The organism is Enterococcus sp. AZ101, assembly GCF_050499005.1.
Taxonomy (GTDB): domain Bacteria; phylum Bacillota; class Bacilli; order Lactobacillales; family Enterococcaceae; genus Enterococcus_L; species Enterococcus_L ureilyticus.
In genome coordinates, this window is sequence record NZ_JBMHEZ010000001.1 from 1,791,042 (window position 1) to 1,811,393 (window position 20,352).

Here is a 20,352-nt window from a genome sequence, read left to right on the forward strand (position 1 = left end):
ACAATGAAACATTCCATCCTCATTTTTCAATTTGTCTCTTTTCCAATCCTTGATTAATTTACGAGATTTCGTTTCAGTAACTTAACTAGATCTATCTTTCATTACTTACATAGTGTAGATTGATTGCTGAGCAAAAGAGTGAATTCTTGCAAAATCAAGCTTTTAGATTTAAAATTTAATAAAATATGTTATTTATCGAATGGAGGAATTATTTATGAAGAAAAAAATTGGTTTTTTTGTCGGAAGTTTGAGAAAAGGCTCTTATAGTAAAACCGTAGCAACTGCTCTTGCCAGTTTATTCCCAGAGGATTATGAACCTATTTTTATTCATTTGGATAATTTAGAGATGTATAATCAGGATTTAGATGATGAAGGGACCCCTCCTGCAGCTTGGACAAAGTTTAGAGCAGAAGTCAAAGAACTTTCAGGACTTGTTTTTGTCACACCAGAATATAATCGCTCTGTTCCGGGCGTGTTGAAAAATGCTTTAGATGTTGGCTCACGTCCTTACGGTCAAAATGTTTGGGATGGCAAACCGGGGCTTGTTGTCAGTGTATCGCCTGGTGCTCTAAGTGCCTTCGGTGCAAACCATCATTTGCGTCAATCACTTGTTTTCCTTAATGTACCAACTTTACAACAGCCAGAAGCTTATATTGGAAATGTTGTCAGCCTAATTAATGAGGATGGGACGATTACTGAAAATACCATGAGCTTTTTCAAAACCATTGTTGACTCTTACCTTGTTTTTTTAGAAAAAAATAGTTAATCCAATAATAAATAGGCTAAATCAAAACGGTATTCAGTTTTGGTTTAGCCTATTTATTATTGGATTTCTTCATATCGAAAGCAAGTTGTTACATGATCATTGATGATGCCCACGGCTTCCAAGAAAGCATAGATAATCGTACTACCAACAAACTTAAAGCCTATTCTCTTTAAATCTTTCGTAATGGTATCAGATAAATCATTTGTTGTGGGAACTTCTGTCTGGTCAGTGTAAGCATTTTTTAAAACTTTATGCTGATTGAATGCCCATAAATAATCTGAGAACAAACCAAATTCTTTTTGAATTTCAATAACTTTTTGAGCGTTGTGAATAGTGGCTTCGATTTTCCTGCGATTACGGATGATTCCTGGATTAGTTAAAAGTTCTTCGACTTTTTTTTCATCATAAGCTGCAACTTTCTTTAAGTTAAACTCATCAAATGCCTCATCGAAATGATCTTCTTTATTTAAAATAGTTTGCCAACTTAGACCTGCTTGATTGATATCTAAACTCAACTTTCTAAATAGGCGCTGGTCGTCATATAAAGGAATACCCCAAATCGTATCATGATAGAGTTTCATTTTTTCATTTTCTTGTGCCCAAGAACATCTCTGTTTCAACTGATCCCCTCCCAAGACTTTGATTTTAGTCATTTCTCTTTATTTTACCAAAATTTCTAAAAAAATGTTTACAACCCGAACTGTACTATGTATACTAGTACACAACAAACACTCTTTTTAGAAAGGAGACATCTATGGTTTCTATTAATAAAACTAGTAGTAAACCTTATTATGAGCAATTAATGTTAGGGATCAAAGAAGATATCCTGAACGGTTTATTACAATCTGGTGACCGCCTCCCCTCCGTACGAGAAATGGCTCGTCAGCTTATGATGAACCCTAATACAGTTAGTAAGGCCTATAAACTATTAGAAGCACAAGAAGTCATCGTTACGGTTAAAGGCAAAGGCACTTATGTAAAAAAAATTGATCCAACACTCCGTGACGAATACCAAATACAAAAAATCAAAAATAAATTTAACGAGCTAATTATTGAAGCGAATTATCTAAACGTTTCTAAAGACGAATTAACGCACTGGCTGGAGGAAAGTGATCAACAGCTGAAAGGAGAATCTATATGAAAATAGAGAATTTACAAAAAGGAATTGATCAACAAGACATCTTACAAGATATCAATTTGACATTTAAACAAGGAGAAATCGTGGGCTTGATTGGTCGGAACGGTTCTGGTAAAACTACCTTCTTTAGATCTCTAGCTGGTCACTACGAGTTGGATCAAGGGAAAATCTTTATCAATCAAGAAGACATTCAAATCAATAAAATACTTAGACAAAAAATATTTTATATCGATGAACAATACAACTTTCTCTCAAGCTATTCATTAAACAAACTATTGTTCTTTTATCAACATGCTTATGCCGGCTTTAACAAAGAAAAATATTTAAGCTTGACTAAGAAAAACAAGCTACATCCTCACCTTAAATATCGCGCAATGTCTAAAGGAATGCAGGGACTTTATAAGACGATTTTGGCTATTTGTTCGAATGCTGAGTATCTTTTGCTAGATGAACCTTTAGATGGGCTCGATGTGATTGTTAAAAAAAATGTTTTAGGGATTCTTTTAGATGATGTCAGTGAAAATAACCGTTCGATCATTATCTCTTCTCACAATTTAAATGAGTTAGAAAGTATTATCGATCGTGCATTGATTTTAAAACATACAAGGATTCAATTGGATTATCACCTAGAAGCATTAAGAGAGAACGCTCGCAAAATCCAACTGGTTTTCAAAACAAAAAAAGTCCCAACTCTCGTTAAAGAAAATAGTCAGCTTCTACATTTTCAAGGACGCGTTATTACAGCCGTTTTTGAAAATTATACAGAAGAATTAAAAACATTGATACAAGCTGAGCAACCTATCTTATTTGAGGAACTGCCCTTGACACTAGAAGATGTCTTTGAAGCAAATCTTGCCAATAAGAACGAAGTCAATTCTTTGGGAGGAGTAATTTTATGAATAAACAATTAATGATTATTTTGAAAAAACGCTATGGACTTGCTTTGATCGTTATAAGTCTCTTGATTTTAGTATTTTATGGCTATCTAGGAATTAATGACGTTAATCGCTGGAAAGCAATGGAAAGTTATTATGACTCCGAACAATACATCAAAGATTTAAATGAGATAGCAGACGAAGAAAATCCTAGATATAAAGGCTTGTCAGTAAATGAACGCCTAGCTTTAGATAAAAAAGAAGGATTAAGCTTATTTTATCAAACGAATTCTTATGATGAACAAGGAAAAATAATTTCCGATTCTGACAAAGATCAACCCTATTACTCTATGTATTTTAATGAAAACTCGCTGCTCTTAATCGCAGTTGTGTCAACAATTGGATTCTTTCTATTTTTTGCTGATTTAAAAACTTCTTTCAATGAATTTCTTTTCTCATTAGGTGTTTCTAAGCGGAGGATCTATTACTCGAAACTCGTTTTGATTGCTTTGCCAATTTTACTTAGTATCCTTTTAGCAAAAATTCTATTTGTTGGAATTATTACAACAGGAATTCCTGCTGAGTATGTGAATATTAGTATGACGGATCTCGCTAAGAATATTTTAGCCAGTTGGACCACTTGTATTCTCTATTTCTTTGTTTCGGTTTTTATTGGGCTAGTAACAGGGAACATGTTGTTAGGACCGCTTACGGCTTTTGGCTTTTGTGTGTCATTAGAGTTTTTCATCACTGGTATCACAAATGCGTGGTATTACTTCACTCACGCGACAACAGATGTATATATAACAGGAAAATTTTTCGTCTACACCGTCACAAAAGATCCGATTTCTACTGTTCCAATTATGTTAGCTGTTGTTTCATCATTACTGCTATTTGTTTTAGGTGCTATTTTATTTCCTTCCCTTACGTTGGAGAAGAGAGGAAACTATTTACTGTTTGACAAGCTGAAAATACCCGTTATTGTTGCCATGACGATTTATGTTCCAATCGTTCTTGTATTCAGTCAAGGCGTTTATTATGGTGAAGACCAGCCATCCCCTATTCCTGCTTTGTTAATTTATGGAATCATCACAGCTATGATTGGAACATATCTGGTTTTTAGAAAAGAATTTCAGGAATGGTTCAATCAGAAACAGCAAATCAAAGATAGTATTCGTATTGAATAATAGTTACTACTCTCTACAAAAATAAAGCTGTCAAAATCTTTAGATTTCGGACAGCTTTATTTTTGTCTCTATTTTTTCTTCTTTTTCTTCTTCTTGTTTTTCTTCACCATGCGATTCATGGCCATTTTTCCAAGTTTTCCTTTAATACCTCCACCAAGCATTTGATCCATGCCCGGAATATCCATGTTGCCTTTAGACATTTGCTGCATCATTTTTTTAGATTCTTTAAATTGTTTGATCATTCGATTAACTTCAACAACATTATTACCAGAACCAGCAGCAATTCGACGACGGCGGCTTGGATTCAATAGATCCGGATTTTCTCTTTCAGCAGGTGTCATTGAAAGGACCATTGCTTTTTTACGCGCTACATCTTTAGGATCGACTTTGACATTTTCTAAGCCAGGCATATTATTCATGCCGGGAATCATTTTCAATAAATCTTCAATTGGTCCCATCCCCATTACTTGGTCTAGCTGCTCAATAAAATCATTGAAGTCAAAGCTGTTTTCTTTCATTTTTACTGCAAGTTCTTCAGCTTTTTTCTCATCGTAATCTTGTTGGGCTTTTTCAATCAAGGTCAGCATATCGCCCATCCCTAAAATACGGCTGGACATACGATCTGGGTGGAAAATTTCTAAATCGGTTAGTTTTTCACCAGAACCGATAAATTTGATTGGTGCGCCCGTGACAGAACGAATAGAAAGTGCCGCACCGCCTCGCGTATCCCCATCAAGTTTAGTGATCACAACCCCTGTAATTCCTAATTGCTGATTAAAACTATCCGCAACATTGACCGCATCTTGCCCTGTCATTGCATCAACAACAAGCAAAATATCATCTGGTTGTGCGATTTCTTTAATTTGTTTTAGTTCATCCATCAACGTCTCATCAATATGTAGACGGCCAGCCGTATCGATCAGGACATAATCATTTTTCTTTTCTTTGGCTAGTTCCATTCCTTGACGAACAATTTCTACTGGACTAACCTCTGTGCCCATATCAAAAACGGGTACATCTAATTGCTGACCTAACACTTTCAATTGATCAATCGCTGCTGGACGATAAACATCGGCTGCAATCATTAATGGACGAGCCTTTTCTGTTTTAATCAAATGATTGGCTAATTTACCACCAAAAGTTGTTTTACCAGCCCCTTGTAGTCCGACCATCATGATCACTGTTGGAATGCGCTCTGACTTGTTCAAGCCTACTGTTTCTGAACCTAATGTTGCTGTTAATTCCTCATCAACAATTTTAACGATTTGTTGCGCTGGTGATAGGCTTTCAAGAACTTCGACTCCAACCGCACGTTCACGAACACGCTTGGTAAAATCTTTCACCACTTGTAAATTTACATCGGCTTCTAATAAAGCCAAACGTATTTCTCTCATCATTTCTTTTACGTCAGCTTCAGATACTTTTCCTTTACGACGTAATTTGCTCATTGCCTGTTGTAGGCGATCTGTTAAACTTTCAAAAGCCATAATCTCATTCCTCTACTTCTTGTATTTGTTCTATATATTGGACGATCGTTGTATCTTTCGGATAGGTCTCTTTCACGTACTTTTTTAAATTATCTAGTAATTCACCACGTACGATGTAATCAGAAAATAAATGAAGTTTTTTCTCATACTCTTCTAAAATTTTTTCAGTACGCCTAATATTATCATAAACTGCTTGTCGACTGATATCATATTCTTCAGCAATTTCACCTAAAGAAAAATCATCCGCGTAATACATCTCCATATAATTCATTTGTTTTTCGGTCAACAAAGTGGAGTAAAATTCAAATAAAGCATTCATTCGATTGGTTTTTTCAATTTCCATAATTGTTACTCCCATCTTCAATCCCTTTTAGGTTACCGATTTCAGAGTGATTAGTCAATAGTTCTTCTTTGATTTTCAAGGATTTTTTCAAAAGAGGAGATCAGTCGGTTATAATAACTTTGTGCATTGGTACAAAAATCTTGCTTAGAAAAGCTCTCTTCTACTACTTCTTGATGTAGATTTTTCTGTCGATACCCAGTTAAAGTCATTTTTGCACTAGGATCATTAAATAGTTTTTTTAAACTAGCCAACGAGATAGAAAATAAGCTATCTACCTCTTCTTCTTGTAATTGAAAATCTCCTAATAAGATTTCTTGTTCTACTAAGTAAACATTTGTAAATTCATTATCAATAAAGTTTTTCAAACAAATTTCAACTGGGAACACACCTAAACATTCCACTTGATCCATTGTGATCTCAATCCCTAATTCTTCCTTTACTTCTCTAAAACCATCCGTCACAGATTCTTCTGCTAATAAGTGACCAGCGGCGGTAATATCTAATTGATTAGGAAAATCTTTCTTTGTAGCTGAACGCTTTTGAAAATAAATGAAAAGTTCATGTTCTTTTATGATATAAAACCAGCAATGAAATGTTTCATGCCAGAAGCCATAAGTATGCGCCGCTTGTCTTGTTGCGGTACCAATTTGTCGATAATGGCTATCAAACGTTTTTAATACTTCATTTTCTGACATCTAAACTTCCTCACGGTCCATAACGATGCGCCAATCACTTTCTGAAACCACTTCTAGCCCTTTAAGGATAAAATATGCAGCCGCTACTCCTGGCCCGCTTCGATGGTTGCCGGAAAATGTGCCATCGTAAATCGTATTGTTTCCACATGATGGACTGTTTTCTTTCAAAATAATCGTTGTGATCTTTTCTTCCCTCAATTTTTGATAAGCAGTGATTGCTCCTTGTTTAAATAGATCGGTCACATCTTCTCCAGTATTCGTCAAAACTTGTGCAGTATCATTCCACACATCAAATCCATCTCCACCAATAATTTCAGCAGGCTCTCTAGGTATTGGCAAGCCTCCTAAAACTTCTGGACAAACCAATATTGCTTGACCACTTGCTACTAATTTTTTTAAAGCTGAGATCTCTTTTGCTTGACCATCATAACGACAACAAACACCACCCAAGCATGCGCTGATTCCAATCATTTACTTCCCTCATTTCAGTCTTCATTATTATACCATTTCTTTTGCTTTGAAAGTAGTTTTAGAAACATTCCATAAAGTTTTTGATACCGAAGGATTTGTGATAAAATGACGTTGTATTCATTTCATATCTAAAGGAGCCAATCAATGAAAAAAGTATTAGTTGTCGATGATGAACCGTCGATTGTAACGTTGTTAACCTTTAATTTAGAAAAAGACGGCTATGAAGTGATGACCGCCTTTGATGGTGCTGTCGGCTATGAACTGGCCTTATCCAACAAATTTGATTTCATTATTTTAGATGTTATGCTGCCCAATATGGATGGTTTAGAAATCACAAAATCATTACGACGAGAAAAAATCGATACACCGATTTTGATCCTGACTGCTAAAGATGATCAAGTTGACAAGATTATCGGGTTAGAAATAGGAGCGGATGATTATTTAACAAAACCATTTAGTCCTAGAGAAGTTTTAGCGAGAATGAAAGCTATTTTTAGACGCTTAACACCAACTTCGACAAAAACAGAAGAGTTTAACGAAATGGTAAAAGCGCCTTTAACATTAGGCGAGATTGTTGTGGATGAACAAAATTATGAAGTGATTGTTCGTGGTCAAAAAATCGAATTGACCCCAAAAGAATTTGAATTACTGGTCTACTTTATCAAACGTAAAGATCGTGTGATTGACCGTGATACTTTATTAGACCGAATTTGGAATTATGATTTTGCTGGCCAAAGTCGGATTGTTGATGTACATGTCAGCCATCTAAGAGATAAAATTGAAATTGATCCAAAACGCCCTGCCTATTTGATCACCGTTAGAGGTTTTGGTTATCGTTTTCAGGAGCCTAAAAAATGAAAAAAAGACAACGAATTGAATATTTGTTTGTTGGAATCATGATGTTGGCCTTATTTATCGGAAGTGTCTTTTTAACCAATCATTTTTTTAAGCAAGAATTACTTTCTCAACAGGAAGAATATTTACAAAAAAAGGGAATTTTGTTAATTGATCAGCTGTCTCCCAATTTATTTTTGAAACAAGATTTTTCTTCACAAGAAAAAAAACTCATTGATCATTACTCCGTTGATCAAAATGAGCGACTGACGTTGATGAATGCAGCAGGAGAAATTTTTTATGATAGTGTACCGTCTGCACTCCATGAATCACGCCGTAATCGACCTGAAATCAAGGCGATTCTTTCTGGTGCTGATTTTGGTTCTGCTTTAAGAAAAAGTGCAACGTTAAAAGAAGAATTGCTTTATCTAGCATTGCCTGTTCAGGAAAATGGCAAGCTTATCGGTATTATTCGTGTGGCAGAGGAAACAACACAATTTTCTAATAGTATTCAGTCGTTTCGCCGCTACATTTTATTTACCTTAGGTATTTTATTTTTGATTATTACTGCATTTGTTTTTTTATTACTGCATCAAAAAAACGAACCCCTCGTTACAGTTTTACCAGTATTAAAAAAAATCGTGAAGTATCCTGATGAAGCTCGTTCTATCATCCAAGATTCTCCAGAGTGGAACGAACTCTATCAAACGGTTAATCTTTTAAGTCAGCAAATGAGCCAAACATATTTAGCATATACCTCAACCGATGAACAATTCCATGCGTTGCTGGATGAATTGATGATTGGTGTATTTATTATTGATATTGATGGAAAATTACAATTGATCAATCCTAAAATGACCGATATCTTGATGCTTGATAAGAGTGATGCTGGCAAAGATTATTTTGATGTAATCAAAGAACCTGCACTCATTCATTTGATCCATCATGTTATGACAGAAAAAAACACAGTCCATCAAGAAATCAAACTAACGAACTTATTAAATGAAACGATTCTAGATATGTCTTTACGCTTCATCGAAGAAGATGGCAACGACTATCAAGTCTTAGGGATTGCCTATGATTTAACTCGTGTTCGGCAATTAGAAAAAATGCAAAAAGATTTTGTAAGCAATGTTTCTCATGAATTAAAAACGCCCGTTACTTCTCTTCTAGGTTTTACAGAAACTTTATTAGATGGTGCCAAAGAAGATCCTGAAACACTGACACAGTTTTTAGAAATCATGCAAAAAGATGCTTTGCGTCTGCAACAATTGATTCAAGAAATTTTACAGCTTTCACGAGATGGAAAAAATATAACCTATGATGATCAGCAAGTGATGTTATTTTCTTTCACGCAAGAAATTCTGAGCTCCTATCGTAAAACAATTAAAGAGAAGAATTTGAAAATAACCATTTTAGGAGCAGATACTCTCACATATACAACAAAATATGAACTCTTTTACCCTATTGTTAAAAATTTGATTGAAAATGCGATTCAGTACTCTAAAACTGGTGGAACGATTACAATTGATTTTGGCTATAAAGAACAATTCTTTTTTATGGTGAAAGATAGCGGAATTGGGATTAGTACAAAAGATCAAGAACGGATTTTTGAACGGTTTTATCGAGTCGATAAAGCAAGAAGCCGACATTCTGGCGGTACAGGTTTAGGTTTATCGATCGTTCATAATTATACTGAACTACTAGGAGGCACCGTAACAATAGTTAGTCATTTAGGGTTAGGTTCAACTTTTACCGTAAACTTACCCAAAACAACGTAAAAAAAAAGGCGAATGTTTTTCACATTCAGCCTTTTTTGTTTGAGAAAATCTATTTCGTTGTAATCGCTCCAGAGACATCTCTTTCAACTTTCATCCCTGTCATCGGTAAGTAACCTAACTCTTTGACAACACCATCTTGTACCTCATCTGACAGCATATAATCTAAGAAGGCTTTGACATTATCATCAGGCTGCCCTTTGGTGTACATATGTTCATATGACCAAATTTTCCAAGAGTTGTCTGCAACATTCTCTTCTGTTGGTTTTACATCATCTATACTTAACGCTGTGGTAGAATCGTCCATATAAGAAAAAGCGAGGTAGCTGATGGCACCTGGTGTTTGTGCGACGATTTGGCGAACAGTTCCTGATGAATCTTGCTCTTGTGATTGTACAGCACTAGCTCCATCCAAGCCCCACTTTTCAAATGTTGCTCTTGTCCCACTTCCGCTTGGACGATTAATTACTGCAATTTCTTGATCTTTACCACCAAGCTCTTTCCAATTTTTTGTTTTTCCAGTAAAAATAGCGATCAGCTCTTGTTTACTGATATTATTTACCCCTACTTCTTTATTAACAACTGGTCCCATACCTACGACAGCAACACGATGATCAACAAGCTTAGACGCATCGACGCCAGATTTTTCTTCTGCAAAAACATCTGAATTTCCAATGGTAACAGCTCCATCGCTAACTTGAGAAAGTCCAGTGCCGCTGCCTCCACCTTGGACAGATATCGTATAGTTGGGGTGCTCCACAACAAATTGATCTTTTGCCGCATCGACTAAAGGTTGTAATGCAGTAGACCCAACCGCCACGATTTTAACAGGTTCGCTGTTATTACTCGCGCTATCTTTCAATTTATTATTACTCTCACCAGTTGCGGCACCTTGATTGCCACAACCTGCGATTAAAAGTCCTACACTTAAAACTACTGCCGATAATAAACGTTTCTTCATTCCTACACGTCCTTTTCAATTAGTTACAAGCTTAGTTTAGCAATTGGATGTTAAGTCTACTTCAACGTTCTGTAAATAATGAGTAAAGGAATGTAAAGCTTTTGTGTACTAAAAAAGTAGCACAAAACTAAAATCTAGTTTGTAGTGACCCCAAAAAGTTAGACTTTTTTCGGAGTAGAGAAATCTACTCCGTTTTTTATTCGTTATTAAGCTGCTTTACTTTCGGCTATTCGAAACTGTACAGGACTTTTCCAGTTCAGTTTCTTTTTCATTCGTTCGTTGTTGTAATAATAGATATAGTTATCAATTGCCATTTTTAGTTCTTCAAAACCAGAATAGGTTTTCCCGTGATAAATTTCTTGTTTTAAAAGACTAAAGAAGTTCTCCATGATTGAGTTATCTAGACAATTGCCTTTTCGAGACATACTTTGAAAAATGTTCTGTTTCTTCAGTTTATAGCTGTAAGCTTTCATTTGATACGCCCAACCTTGATCTGAGTGAAAGGTGCGACGATAAGGACAATCATTCGTCAGTCTGATTGCTTCTTCTAATCCTTCCATTATTGCCAGTGCATTTGGTTTTTCTGAGATACGATAAGAAAGAATTTCACTATTATACATATCCATAAAAGGATCTAAGTATAACTTTCTTTGACGAATGATTCCTTTGGGATCACAATCAAAATACTTTAATTCTGTTGTATCTGTCGTTATTTTTTGATGACAAACACTCGTGTAAAAGCGACGTTGGATTCGGTTCTTGGCAATCGTTCCAACTTTTCCACGATACGAGCTATAGCGACGGGATTTCCGTGTATAAGAGCGGACTTCAATCCTTAGCTTTCGAATTAAGCGTTGAACTTTCTTTTTATTCACGTGGAATCCTCGGCTCCTTAGTTCGTTCGTCATTCGTAAACAGCCGTAATCTTTATGCTTTTGACGAATATGAAGCATCTCTGTTTCAATTTCCTGATTTGGATTTTTTCGGTCAAATCGTTTTTGCCAATATATAAAGGTTGATTTAGAAAAATTCAATGCTTCAAGAAGCTCAACTAATTTGAACTGTCCTCGGAGGCTTGCGATGATTCGCGCGATTGATTCACTCGTCGTTGTTGAGCTTCCTGTTTTCGCAGCTTCCTCAGTTCTTTTAAAAAGGCATTTTCAATTTGAAGAGTACGAACCTGCTTTTCTAATTCTTTGATGCGATTCTGTTCTTCTAGCGTTTCTTTCATTAAATGCTTCTTTGTCTGTTCTTCTTTTTTTTGCACGGTAGATAGACGCCCTTTCTCTTTTGAGAGCCCATCGATTCCTTCTTTTCGGAATTTTCGCATCCAGTTGGCAATAAGAGTTGGATTATTCATTTCAAGAATATTGGCAACTTCACGATAGGAGAGCTCACTTGTTTGATATAACTCTATCGCATTTAGCTTGAATTGAACAGAATAATTCTGATTTTGACGTTTTCGTAAAAGACCTTCTTCACCAAATTCTTGATAAGCATTGATCCACCTATGGACTTGTTCCGCCGCTTTAACCCCATGCTTATTTGCTAAAGCTTGTATTCCTCCTTTCCCTACCAGATATTCTTGAACAATTTTTAGTTTAAGTTCAAAGCTATATTTAGACATAAAAATACCGACCTCCAAAAAATTAGATTTTTGGTCTAACTTTTTGGGGTCGGTTCAGTTTCATACTACTTTTTTATGTGTTTAATCTAGTGCGCTGATCATATAGTTCCCAATTCTATCCATCGCTTCTCTTAATGTATCAAAATCAGCTGCATAGCTGATTCGGACATAGCCTTCAGCCTCTTTACCAAAAGCAACACCTGGAATAATCGCAATGGCTTGCTTTTGGGCTAAATCTACACAAAATTTCATCGAATCTTGTTCGTAACCTTTGGGAATCTTAGCAAAAATATAAAAAGCACCATTAGGTCGAGCTACTTCAAAACCAAAAGATGTCATTTGTTCATACACAAAATCTCGCCGTTTACGGTATTCTTTTTTCATAACAGCTGCATCATCCATCCCCTCTATTAAGGCTCGAACAGCTGCTTTTTGTGAAATGGTGGATGCTGCTGTAACTAAGTATTGATGCACTTTAATGATTTCAGTAATCAACTGCTCAGGACCAAAAATAAAGCCGATTCTCCAGCCAGTCATTGCATGAGATTTTGATAGACCATTGATCAAAATTGTTTGATCTGGAATAAATTCAGCAATTGATACATGTTGCTCATCATAGGTCAACTCACTATATATTTCATCACTGATCACAAAAATCGGATAATTTTTCAGAACATCTGCAATGGCCTTCACTTCTTGTCGATCATAGGTAACACCTGTTGGATTACTTGGATAGTTTAGAATAATGGCTTTCACTTGGTTACCGTGCTCTACCATTGCGACTTCAATCATTTCAGGAGTCAACACAAACTGGTTTGAGGTGGTATCAATATATATCGGTTCTGCTTGCGCCAGAGTAATGACAGGTTCATATCCTGGATAGATCGGAGCGGGTAATAAGACTTTATCTCCAGGCTCTAAAATAGATAATAGGCTTGCTGAAATAGCCTCAGTTGCTCCAACTGTCACTAAAACTTCTGATGTTGGTTTGTAGGATAAATTGTATTTTTCTTTGATAAAAAAAGTGGCGGCTTCACGTACATCCGTTAACCCTGCCATACCAGAATAATGGGAAAAATTATTTTTAATGGCATCATGAGCTGCCGTTTTTACATGGTCAGGCGTATTAAAATCCGGTTCTCCCAATGTCAATTTTATGATTCCTCTAATATCCGATACTTGTTCATCAAATTGACGAATCATTGAAACAGCGATCTTGTCTACTTGTTTATTAAATCTTTTTGTTAAATCCATGTAACCCTCTCCTCTTAACTGCTGATCCAACGTTCAAACTGCTGAGATCAAAGCGCTAATATAGTCATCCTAAATTTATTAATGGATTTATAATAGCATAATTCAAGCGAAAATGAAATTTGTATTTCAAAAAACACTATTTTCTTTTCAAATTCACAGATTATACTTGCTAAACGTTTTAGTCTTCTTTATAGTTATAAGAAACGAAGGGAGCCAGCTAAATGAAAGGTATTAGAAAAATCACCCCCTATGTTCCTGGAGAGCAGCCCAATTACTCAGATATGATCAAATTAAATACAAATGAGAACCCTTACCCGCCCTCACCAAAAGTGAAGGCTGCCTTAAATAATTTTGATACTGAACAATTAAAACGATATAGCTCTGTCAATAATCCGGATGTAAAAGCCTCTTTAGCAACTAAACATGGGTTATCGCCAAAGCATTTTATCATTGGTAATGGGTCTGATGAAGTCTTGGCTTTCTGTTTTCTTGCTTTTTTTAACAGTTCAGACCCACTTTTATTTCCTGATATCACCTATGGTTTTTACAAAGTTTGGGCTGATTTGTTCCACATTCCTTATAGAGAGTTGCCTTTGAATGAACAATTTGCTATTGATTTAAAGGACTATACACAAACAAATGGCGGCATCATTATTGCGAATCCAAATGCGCCAACAGGGCTATTCAAGCCAATTGCCGAAATAAAACAATTATTGGAAATGAATCCAGATGTCATCGTAATTATTGATGAGGCCTATATTGATTTTGCAACTGAATCCGCAGTTTCGTTGCTTGATAACTATCCAAACTTAGTAATCGTTCGAACCTTATCTAAATCCAGTTCTTTAGCAGGATTGCGTGTGGGCTATGCAATTGGCAACCCCACCTATATCCAAGTTGTCGAAAGTATAAAATCATCTTTTAATCCCTATTCTGTTGATATGTTAGCTGAATGTTTAGCTGTGGCAGCGCTTGAGGATGATACATACTATACAAAAATAACGAATAAGATTTGTGAAACTCGAAACTGGTTCACAACGAGCATTAGTAATCTAGGATTTCAGGCGTTATCTTCACAAACGAATTTTATACTTTTAACTCATCCAGACATAGTAATAACAGAGCTTTACCACTATCTGGAGAGCCAAGACGTTTTTGTTCGTTATTTCTCTACTATTGACCGTTTGAAAAATTATTTAAGAGTATCTATTGGAACACAAGAAGAAATGGAAAAAGTCCAGCAATTACTCGTTAATTATTTACAAAATAATGATAAATGATAAATTGTTGGATGCTTACCAGTATTTAGACCGTAAAAAAAATCACCCTAATCCAGGATGATTTTTTAGGGTCTATTATTTTGTGACATCTTTAATAGAATCCAACACAGATTCTAATTCTTTTCCATACTTATCTTTCTTACTATTCATTGTCCAAGCCATTCTTTGAGCGTAGTGACCAGCATCTGACGCAACGACATCATAGACATAGTAGGCCTTCATTCCGTCAACTTTAGCCGTTATGAAACGACGTGTACCTTTCCAGCCATTAAGATCGATTGGTTTTTCCGTTTCTTCTACAACATCTAAAGAAAACTCAATGGCTTCTTTATATCCGTCAAATCCATCATAATCTTCTTCGGATTCACTTAAAACTGCCAAATAAAGAGATTTCTCTTCATTTTCAAGACCTATGTCAGCTTCATCGTTTAAATCCGTTGGTTCAATTTCTTCCCATCCATCAGGTAGCTTAACGGAAAATGTTCCATTTTCAGTTTCAATCACTTCTTCAGATGCTTCTACCGTTGTTTTAGTCGAAGAATCGTCTTTTGCTTTGATTGGGTCTTTTTTCTTTTCAATTTTTTCAGAGTGCTTCACTTCTTGGCTCTCTTTTGCGACTGTACCACAACCGGTTAAAAGAACCCCTAATCCCAAAACAATAACAGCTTTTTCTAGTTGTTTTCTTTTCATTTGTAACTCCCCTTTACTCCTACAAAATAAAATCGGCTCATAAAGCCAATTAAATCGATTATAAATCATTACAAGTGATCATACAATACAAAATAAATCCACAACAGAGTTTAAAATAATTGCTTCAACTCTTTAATAAAGTATTGTCCAATCGTACTGATTGTTCTATTTTTTTGAGATAAAACACAGATTTTATTGTTTGGACTTTCAGCTAGTGGAACTAAACGAATTTCTTTTTTGGTAAAACCAGTGACAACACCTGAACCTGAAGCATACGCATCGGTTTCCACCAGTAAATTCATCAGGGTACCGCGATCATTTGTATAAATCACCGTTTCTTGTTCTTGATTTTCAATGAGATCTTCTGAAAAATAAGCAAAATTACTCCCTTCTTGCGTAAAACGAACTTGAGGATAACAACATAATTGTTCTAATTCGATTTTAGTTTGTTTCGCCAGAGGATGGTTTCTACCAAGAAAAATATGTGTTTTAAAACTTCCAACAACATCATATGTTAAATTTGCTTGTTCTAAATACCGCTCAATGCCCGATTGATTTTGATTGTTTAAATAAATAATTCCAAGCTCACTATGATAACTTTTCACATCTTCGATAACTTTCAGCGTTGTTGTTTCGAACACACGAAAATTTTTATATTGATCTTTGAATTGTTGGATCACTTTTCCCATTACTTCTCCTAAAAAATCATAATGTTGAGAAGAAATTGAAAAACGTTCGCTCTTCGTTACTTCTTGATAGCGATTTTCTATCATTTCCATCTGGGTCAAGATTTTTTCAGCGTGCTCTAAAAAAGTCAACCCTTCTTCAGTCAAGGAAGCTCCTTTATTCGTGCGGATAAATAAAGTGACACCGATTTCTTCTTCAAGCTCACGAATACCATTTGACAGACTGGGTTGAGTAATAAAGAGTTTTTTCGCCGCTTCTCTAAAACTACCATTGTTTGCAACAGCCACAACATATTTCATTTGTTGGATATTCATCGTTTTCCTCCACTTTATTCAGAAAAATAGATTTTGCGTCCATTCAGCGCTTGAACTGGACGATTATTGAATTTCAGCATCCCTTCATCGATCCGTTCAAAAAAATCACGATCCATTTCTTGGATAGTATCGAAAACAAACCAATGGACAGGTCCTTTTGTTGGTGGTGTTGTTAGTGACCCTAAATAATGAAAATGAGTTTTTTGTTCAGGTAAAAATATCGACGGATCAAACCATTGTTGGTGCGTTTCTAAGTTCCATTCAATCGTTGAACGCTTTTTTGAAAATTTATTGTCATGTGTTGTGATTGTAAACAAACAGCCCACAACCAAATTCTCACCAGAATTATTCATATGAACCAGATGAAACTCCAATGGCGAATGTTCTCCATCAAAAGTATGCTCACTTGGAGTATGGAAATGGATATCTGTTAAATAATATTTTTCCTCTTCAAAAATGACGTAACTTTCTGTATTTGGCGGAACAAAGTGAAACGTATTTTTAAATTCTTTTTCTGTAAATTCTTCTGTTTTATAACAAAAATCAATTGCACGATTCGCAGATTGACCATTGACTAAGTCGTTCGATAAATTAATTGGTGATTGATAGGGATATTTGGCACCTGTTGAAAACCAATCACATAATGTGTGCCAATGATCTGGGCCAAGTTCCCCTTCATAGCCCCACTCTACATCCATATTTCGAATATTTCTCATCAAACCCCACCTTCTGATTTTATCATTTGAATAACTGTAGCTTATTTAGAATCAACAGTCAATTCTCAAAACTTTTTTGACATTTTTGGTAATCAAAGTATAGCATACATGGATAATTCGTGAAATCATGAAAAAACATGATCTTTGAAAAATGATCAAAAATCATGCTTGAATTCTCTTATTTATCCTATTAACCAATTTTGCGGATCTTGTTTCCAATTTTTTAATAATACAACATCTTTTTCTTCAATGTAGTTTGATTCTAAAGCTGCCTCAATCAGTGTTGAATAATTAGTCAATGTAAGCAGATCCATCTTGTGTTCTTCAAAATTTTCTTTGCCTTTAGGTAATTCATACGTAAAGATCGCAGCAACGCCTAAGACTTCGGCACCTTCACATTTTGCTGCATCAGCTGCTTCCAATACACTGCCACCAGTTGAGATTAAATCCTCAATGATGACCATTTTTTGACCTTTGAAAATTCGGCCCTCAATTTGATTGCCTTTGCCATGTTCTTTTGCTTTACTACGAATATACACCATTGGTAAATCTAAAATATCTGCTACCCATGCTGCATGAGGAATTCCTGCTGTAGCTGTTCCAGCAATCACTTGTACATCGGGAAATGCTGTTTTTATTTTATCAGCAAGTCCTTTGGCGATATCTTTACGGACAACAGGATAACTCATTGTTATTCGATTATCACAATAGATTGGACTCTTGATTCCGCTCGCCCAAGTAAAGGGTTCACTTGGACTTAAAAATACTGCTTCAATTTCTAATAAATCTTTGGCGATGATTTTTGCTAATTCGGTCATTGGTTTACTCCATTCCATTCATTTTTGATCTGTTGATAGGCTTTATAGGGTGCTTTAGCTTGTGTGATGGGGCGACCAACTACGATATAAGTTGAACCCATTTTTTTAGCGTTTGTCGGCGTCACAATGCGTTTCTGATCTCCTACAGCACTACCGCTTGGACGAATGCCCGGCGTTAAACAAATAAATTCTTCACTCGTTGCACTATGGATATCTTGTGCTTCTAAAGCAGAGCACACAACGCCAACTAATCCTGCTTGTTCAGCACATTTTGCATAATGGATCACGCTATCTTGTAATGAGACTTTGATCAATTGATCTTGTTGCATTTCAGTTTCACTTGTTGAAGTCAATTGAGTAACAGCAATCAGTAGAGGAACCTCTGCACCTTCTTTTGTTCCCTTTAACAAACCTGCTTTGGCCGCAGCCATCATTTTTACACCACCTGCTGCATGAACATTCGTCATATCAACACCAAGCTTAGCTAAGCCGATCATTGCCTTTTCAACAGTATTTGGTATATCGTGCAACTTTAAATCAAGAAAAACAGAATGACCTAATGTTTTTAGCCAACGGACAATTTCTGGTCCTTCTTGATAAAACAATTCCATCCCTACTTTAACAAAAAGTGACTCTTTAACAGGGAAATTTTCTAAAAAACTTTCTACTTCAACTTTTGAAGGGAAATCTAATGCGATGATTGGTCGTTGACTCATTGATTTTTTGCCTCCCTGACTTCTTTGATCAATTGTTCTAATGATTCGATCCCTAGTTCCGCCATTCGTATTGGTAATGCCTCAATTAGTTTAGGACAAATATAAGGATCCGTAAAATTGGCCGTTCCAACAGCGACTGCACTTGCTCCAGCCATAAACATTTCTAAAACATCATCTACTGTTTGAACACCACCCATACCAATAATCGGCAAGTTGGAAATCTGAGAGACCTGATGAATTAGACGAATCGCAACTGGCTTAATCGCAGGACCTGATAATCCTCCAGTTTGATTCGCTAGGATTGGACGACGTGTTTTTAAATCAATCCGCATCCCTAAGAGCGTATTGATCATTGAAAAACCATCTGCTCCACCAGCTTCTATGGCTTGTGCGATTGGAACAATATCTGTTACATTCGGAGAAAGTTTTACGTAAATTGGAACAGTCGAGACCTTTTTTACGGCTTGAGTCAACTGAAATGCGACATCTGGATCCGTTCCAAAAGCGATCCCGCCATGTTTAACATTGGGACAAGAAATATTTAATTCAATGGCTTTGACATTCGGCGCGTCACCAATTTTACTGCAAACTTCAACATAATCTTCTTCACAAGCCCCTGCAACATTGGCAATGATCGGTACATCATATGCTTCTAAAGCTGGGAGTTTGGTCGTCATAACCACATCCAATCCTGGATTTTGTAGTCCAATGGCATTCAGCATTCCACTAGGTGTTTCTGCAACTCGTGGTGTTGCATTACCAAAGCGGGCTTGAGGAGTCGTTGCTTTAATCATGATCGATCCTAACATACCTAGATCATAATATTGAGCATATTCTTCACCAAAACCAAAACAGCCACTAGCAGGGATGATTGGATTTTTCAATGCTAAACCAGGAATATTGATTGCTAAAGGATTGTTCATTATAATACCACCTCACTGGCTCTAAAAATTGGCCCTTCATCACACACTTTAACACTTTTAGTGCCAGTTTCATCATCTGGTACATGACAAACACAAGCGTAACAAGCGCCCATGCCACAAGCCATGCGTTGCTCTAAAGATAGAAAAACGTTTGGATTATCTGAAAAGACTTGAGCAACCATTTTTAACATACCGTTTGCACCGCACGCATAAACAGCGTCAGGCTCTTCTTTTTTTATTGCTTCTAATAAAAGGTTACCCACATTTCCTTCAACACCAAACGAACCATCATCTGTTGCAAAACGTGTTTCCCCTAAATCAATGAATTCATCTTGAAAATAAGCAACTTCTTTAGAAGCATAGCCAAGAAAATGGATGACTTCGATACCTTTTTGTTTTAGTTGCTTTGATAATTCGTACATTGGCGGAATCCCAATTCCGCCGCCGATGACATATGCTTTTTGACCAGCTGCTATACAGTCAACATCAAATCCATTCCCCAAAGGTCCCATAACATCTAAAGTATCACCCGATACTAACTCTGAAAAAACTTTTGTCCCATCTCCATCTGTACGATAAATGATGGTGCATGTTTTTGCTTGCTTATCTATTTGATTGATACTGATTGGGCGTCTTAAAAGCATATCTGCTCTAGGCACTTTTATATGGATGAATTGCCCTGGCTTTTCCATTTCATTAACTAAATCACCTGTTAAGGTCATTTGAAAAATTCTAGGCGCTAATTGTTGTTGAGAGATGATCGTCATTATTTCTTGTTTCATGTATGTTTCT

Annotated in this window: 22 protein-coding genes; 7 read left to right on the forward strand and 15 right to left on the reverse strand. The window is 36.0% G+C overall.

All coding sequences use genetic code 11. The features are described from left to right. Positions 1-214 precede the first annotated feature (214 nt). Positions 215-766, forward strand: a complete 552-nt coding sequence (locus IGJ50_RS08510) for an NADPH-dependent FMN reductase (protein WP_429949874.1) — start codon at positions 215-217, stop codon at positions 764-766. A gap of 56 nt (positions 767-822) precedes the next feature. On the opposite strand, the gene IGJ50_RS08515 is transcribed toward IGJ50_RS08510, so the two are convergent. Beyond that, the gene (locus IGJ50_RS08515; RefSeq protein WP_429949876.1) at positions 823-1,419 is read right to left on the reverse strand and encodes a DNA-3-methyladenine glycosylase I; all 597 of its coding nucleotides are present in this window, start codon (positions 1,417-1,419) and stop codon (positions 823-825) included. 101 nt (positions 1,420-1,520) lie between these two features. On the opposite strand from IGJ50_RS08515, the gene IGJ50_RS08520 reads away from it, so the two are divergent. From IGJ50_RS08520 to IGJ50_RS08530, 3 genes are read left to right on the forward strand one after another with little or no spacing between them, the layout of a single operon-like run. Beyond that, complete coding sequence (locus IGJ50_RS08520; RefSeq protein WP_207120518.1) at positions 1,521-1,907, forward strand: GntR family transcriptional regulator; 387 nt, start codon at positions 1,521-1,523, stop codon at positions 1,905-1,907. Further along, positions 1,904-2,803, forward strand: coding sequence for an ATP-binding cassette domain-containing protein (locus IGJ50_RS08525; RefSeq protein WP_429949878.1), 900 nt, complete (start codon positions 1,904-1,906; stop codon positions 2,801-2,803). Before IGJ50_RS08520 ends, IGJ50_RS08525 begins: the two co-directional genes overlap by 4 nt. Further along, complete coding sequence (locus IGJ50_RS08530; protein ID WP_429949880.1) at positions 2,800-3,966, forward strand: ABC transporter permease; 1,167 nt, start codon at positions 2,800-2,802, stop codon at positions 3,964-3,966. Before IGJ50_RS08525 ends, IGJ50_RS08530 begins: the two co-directional genes overlap by 4 nt. Before the next feature lie 68 nt (positions 3,967-4,034). Here the strand turns inward: IGJ50_RS08530 and ffh are convergent, their stop codons facing one another. Genes ffh through IGJ50_RS08550 form a run of 4 tightly spaced genes read right to left on the reverse strand, consistent with a single transcriptional unit; the run spans position 4,035 to position 6,962 of the window. Further along, positions 4,035-5,453: a signal recognition particle protein gene (gene ffh, locus IGJ50_RS08535; protein WP_069641313.1), complete on the reverse strand. Its 1,419-nt coding sequence runs from the start codon at positions 5,451-5,453 to the stop codon at positions 4,035-4,037. A gap of 4 nt (positions 5,454-5,457) precedes the next feature. Continuing rightward, complete coding sequence (locus IGJ50_RS08540) at positions 5,458-5,796, reverse strand: putative DNA-binding protein (RefSeq protein ID WP_429949882.1); 339 nt, start codon at positions 5,794-5,796, stop codon at positions 5,458-5,460. A gap of 50 nt (positions 5,797-5,846) precedes the next feature. After that, positions 5,847-6,491 (reverse strand): NUDIX hydrolase, encoded by a 645-nt coding sequence (locus tag IGJ50_RS08545; protein ID WP_429949884.1) that lies wholly within the window; start codon positions 6,489-6,491, stop codon positions 5,847-5,849. Then, positions 6,492-6,962, reverse strand: a complete 471-nt coding sequence (locus IGJ50_RS08550) for a DUF523 domain-containing protein (protein ID WP_069641310.1) — start codon at positions 6,960-6,962, stop codon at positions 6,492-6,494. A gap of 144 nt (positions 6,963-7,106) precedes the next feature. On the opposite strand from IGJ50_RS08550, the gene IGJ50_RS08555 reads away from it, so the two are divergent. Together IGJ50_RS08555 and IGJ50_RS08560 are read left to right on the forward strand one after the other, a co-directional pair. Further along, positions 7,107-7,820, forward strand: a complete 714-nt coding sequence (locus IGJ50_RS08555; RefSeq protein WP_069641309.1) for a response regulator transcription factor — start codon at positions 7,107-7,109, stop codon at positions 7,818-7,820. Next, positions 7,817-9,577: an ATP-binding protein gene (locus IGJ50_RS08560; protein WP_429949885.1), complete on the forward strand. Its 1,761-nt coding sequence runs from the start codon at positions 7,817-7,819 to the stop codon at positions 9,575-9,577. Before IGJ50_RS08555 ends, IGJ50_RS08560 begins: the two co-directional genes overlap by 4 nt. Positions 9,578-9,626: 49 nt before the next feature. On the opposite strand, the gene IGJ50_RS08565 is transcribed toward IGJ50_RS08560, so the two are convergent. The 3 genes from IGJ50_RS08565 to IGJ50_RS08575 form a co-directional block, all read right to left on the reverse strand. Further along, positions 9,627-10,535: a phosphate ABC transporter substrate-binding protein PstS family protein gene (locus IGJ50_RS08565; RefSeq protein ID WP_069641307.1), complete on the reverse strand. Its 909-nt coding sequence runs from the start codon at positions 10,533-10,535 to the stop codon at positions 9,627-9,629. A 206-nt stretch (positions 10,536-10,741) separates the two neighbouring features. After that, positions 10,742-12,162, reverse strand: a protein-coding gene (locus IGJ50_RS08570; RefSeq protein ID WP_429949887.1) for an IS3 family transposase whose coding sequence is annotated in 2 segments (ribosomal slippage) — positions 10,742-11,685 and positions 11,685-12,162 — 1,422 coding nt in all. Because the reading frame shifts where the segments join, the coding sequence is not laid out codon by codon here. An 81-nt stretch (positions 12,163-12,243) separates the two neighbouring features. Further along, on the reverse strand, positions 12,244-13,416 hold the full coding sequence (locus IGJ50_RS08575; RefSeq protein ID WP_429949889.1) for a pyridoxal phosphate-dependent aminotransferase: 1,173 nt from the start codon (positions 13,414-13,416) through the stop codon (positions 12,244-12,246). A gap of 221 nt (positions 13,417-13,637) precedes the next feature. On the opposite strand from IGJ50_RS08575, the gene hisC reads away from it, so the two are divergent. After that, complete coding sequence (gene hisC, locus IGJ50_RS08580) at positions 13,638-14,696, forward strand: histidinol-phosphate transaminase (RefSeq protein ID WP_429949891.1); 1,059 nt, start codon at positions 13,638-13,640, stop codon at positions 14,694-14,696. A 75-nt stretch (positions 14,697-14,771) separates the two neighbouring features. Here the strand turns inward: hisC and IGJ50_RS08585 are convergent, their stop codons facing one another. The 7 genes from IGJ50_RS08585 to IGJ50_RS08615 form a co-directional block, all read right to left on the reverse strand. Then, entirely contained in the window at positions 14,772-15,386 is a 615-nt protein-coding gene (locus IGJ50_RS08585; protein ID WP_207121632.1) for a hypothetical protein, read from the reverse strand. Between the two features lie 110 nt (positions 15,387-15,496). Next, positions 15,497-16,387, reverse strand: coding sequence for a LysR family transcriptional regulator (locus IGJ50_RS08590; protein WP_069641303.1), 891 nt, complete (start codon positions 16,385-16,387; stop codon positions 15,497-15,499). Between the two features lie 14 nt (positions 16,388-16,401). Next, entirely contained in the window at positions 16,402-17,103 is a 702-nt protein-coding gene (locus IGJ50_RS08595) for a carbonic anhydrase family protein (RefSeq protein ID WP_069641302.1), read from the reverse strand. A gap of 182 nt (positions 17,104-17,285) precedes the next feature. After that, entirely contained in the window at positions 17,286-17,921 is a 636-nt protein-coding gene (gene pyrE, locus IGJ50_RS08600; protein WP_207121634.1) for an orotate phosphoribosyltransferase, read from the reverse strand. After that, positions 17,918-18,637, reverse strand: coding sequence for an orotidine-5'-phosphate decarboxylase (gene pyrF, locus IGJ50_RS08605; RefSeq protein ID WP_207121635.1), 720 nt, complete (start codon positions 18,635-18,637; stop codon positions 17,918-17,920). Before pyrF ends, pyrE begins: the two co-directional genes overlap by 4 nt. Then, positions 18,634-19,560, reverse strand: coding sequence for a dihydroorotate dehydrogenase (locus tag IGJ50_RS08610; RefSeq protein WP_207121636.1), 927 nt, complete (start codon positions 19,558-19,560; stop codon positions 18,634-18,636). The genes pyrF and IGJ50_RS08610 overlap by 4 nt, the downstream gene beginning before the upstream one ends. Continuing rightward, positions 19,560-20,342 (reverse strand): dihydroorotate dehydrogenase electron transfer subunit, encoded by a 783-nt coding sequence (locus IGJ50_RS08615; RefSeq protein WP_429949894.1) that lies wholly within the window; start codon positions 20,340-20,342, stop codon positions 19,560-19,562. Before IGJ50_RS08615 ends, IGJ50_RS08610 begins: the two co-directional genes overlap by 1 nt. Positions 20,343-20,352 lie beyond the last annotated feature (10 nt).

Bases quoted from the DNA above. Each gene is read 5' to 3' on its own strand.
- IGJ50_RS08510 (WP_429949874.1), top strand. From the start codon at position 215: ATGAAGAAAAAAATTGGTTTTTTTGTCGGAAGTTTGAGAAAAGGCTCT.
- IGJ50_RS08515 (WP_429949876.1), bottom strand. From the start codon at position 1,419: ATGACTAAAATCAAAGTCTTGGGAGGGGATCAGTTGAAACAGAGATGT.
- IGJ50_RS08520 (WP_207120518.1), top strand. From the start codon at position 1,521: ATGGTTTCTATTAATAAAACTAGTAGTAAACCTTATTATGAGCAATTA.
- IGJ50_RS08525 (WP_429949878.1), top strand. From the start codon at position 1,904: ATGAAAATAGAGAATTTACAAAAAGGAATTGATCAACAAGACATCTTA.
- IGJ50_RS08530 (WP_429949880.1), top strand. From the start codon at position 2,800: ATGAATAAACAATTAATGATTATTTTGAAAAAACGCTATGGACTTGCT.
- ffh (WP_069641313.1), bottom strand. From the start codon at position 5,453: ATGGCTTTTGAAAGTTTAACAGATCGCCTACAACAGGCAATGAGCAAA.
- IGJ50_RS08540 (WP_429949882.1), bottom strand. From the start codon at position 5,796: ATGGAAATTGAAAAAACCAATCGAATGAATGCTTTATTTGAATTTTAC.
- IGJ50_RS08545 (WP_429949884.1), bottom strand. From the start codon at position 6,491: ATGTCAGAAAATGAAGTATTAAAAACGTTTGATAGCCATTATCGACAA.
- IGJ50_RS08550 (WP_069641310.1), bottom strand. From the start codon at position 6,962: ATGATTGGAATCAGCGCATGCTTGGGTGGTGTTTGTTGTCGTTATGAT.
- IGJ50_RS08555 (WP_069641309.1), top strand. From the start codon at position 7,107: ATGAAAAAAGTATTAGTTGTCGATGATGAACCGTCGATTGTAACGTTG.
- IGJ50_RS08560 (WP_429949885.1), top strand. From the start codon at position 7,817: ATGAAAAAAAGACAACGAATTGAATATTTGTTTGTTGGAATCATGATG.
- IGJ50_RS08565 (WP_069641307.1), bottom strand. From the start codon at position 10,535: ATGAAGAAACGTTTATTATCGGCAGTAGTTTTAAGTGTAGGACTTTTA.
- IGJ50_RS08575 (WP_429949889.1), bottom strand. From the start codon at position 13,416: ATGGATTTAACAAAAAGATTTAATAAACAAGTAGACAAGATCGCTGTT.
- hisC (WP_429949891.1), top strand. From the start codon at position 13,638: ATGAAAGGTATTAGAAAAATCACCCCCTATGTTCCTGGAGAGCAGCCC.
- IGJ50_RS08585 (WP_207121632.1), bottom strand. From the start codon at position 15,386: ATGAAAAGAAAACAACTAGAAAAAGCTGTTATTGTTTTGGGATTAGGG.
- IGJ50_RS08590 (WP_069641303.1), bottom strand. From the start codon at position 16,387: ATGAATATCCAACAAATGAAATATGTTGTGGCTGTTGCAAACAATGGT.
- IGJ50_RS08595 (WP_069641302.1), bottom strand. From the start codon at position 17,103: ATGAGAAATATTCGAAATATGGATGTAGAGTGGGGCTATGAAGGGGAA.
- pyrE (WP_207121634.1), bottom strand. From the start codon at position 17,921: ATGACCGAATTAGCAAAAATCATCGCCAAAGATTTATTAGAAATTGAA.
- pyrF (WP_207121635.1), bottom strand. From the start codon at position 18,637: ATGAGTCAACGACCAATCATCGCATTAGATTTCCCTTCAAAAGTTGAA.
- IGJ50_RS08610 (WP_207121636.1), bottom strand. From the start codon at position 19,560: ATGAACAATCCTTTAGCAATCAATATTCCTGGTTTAGCATTGAAAAAT.
- IGJ50_RS08615 (WP_429949894.1), bottom strand. From the start codon at position 20,342: ATGAAACAAGAAATAATGACGATCATCTCTCAACAACAATTAGCGCCT.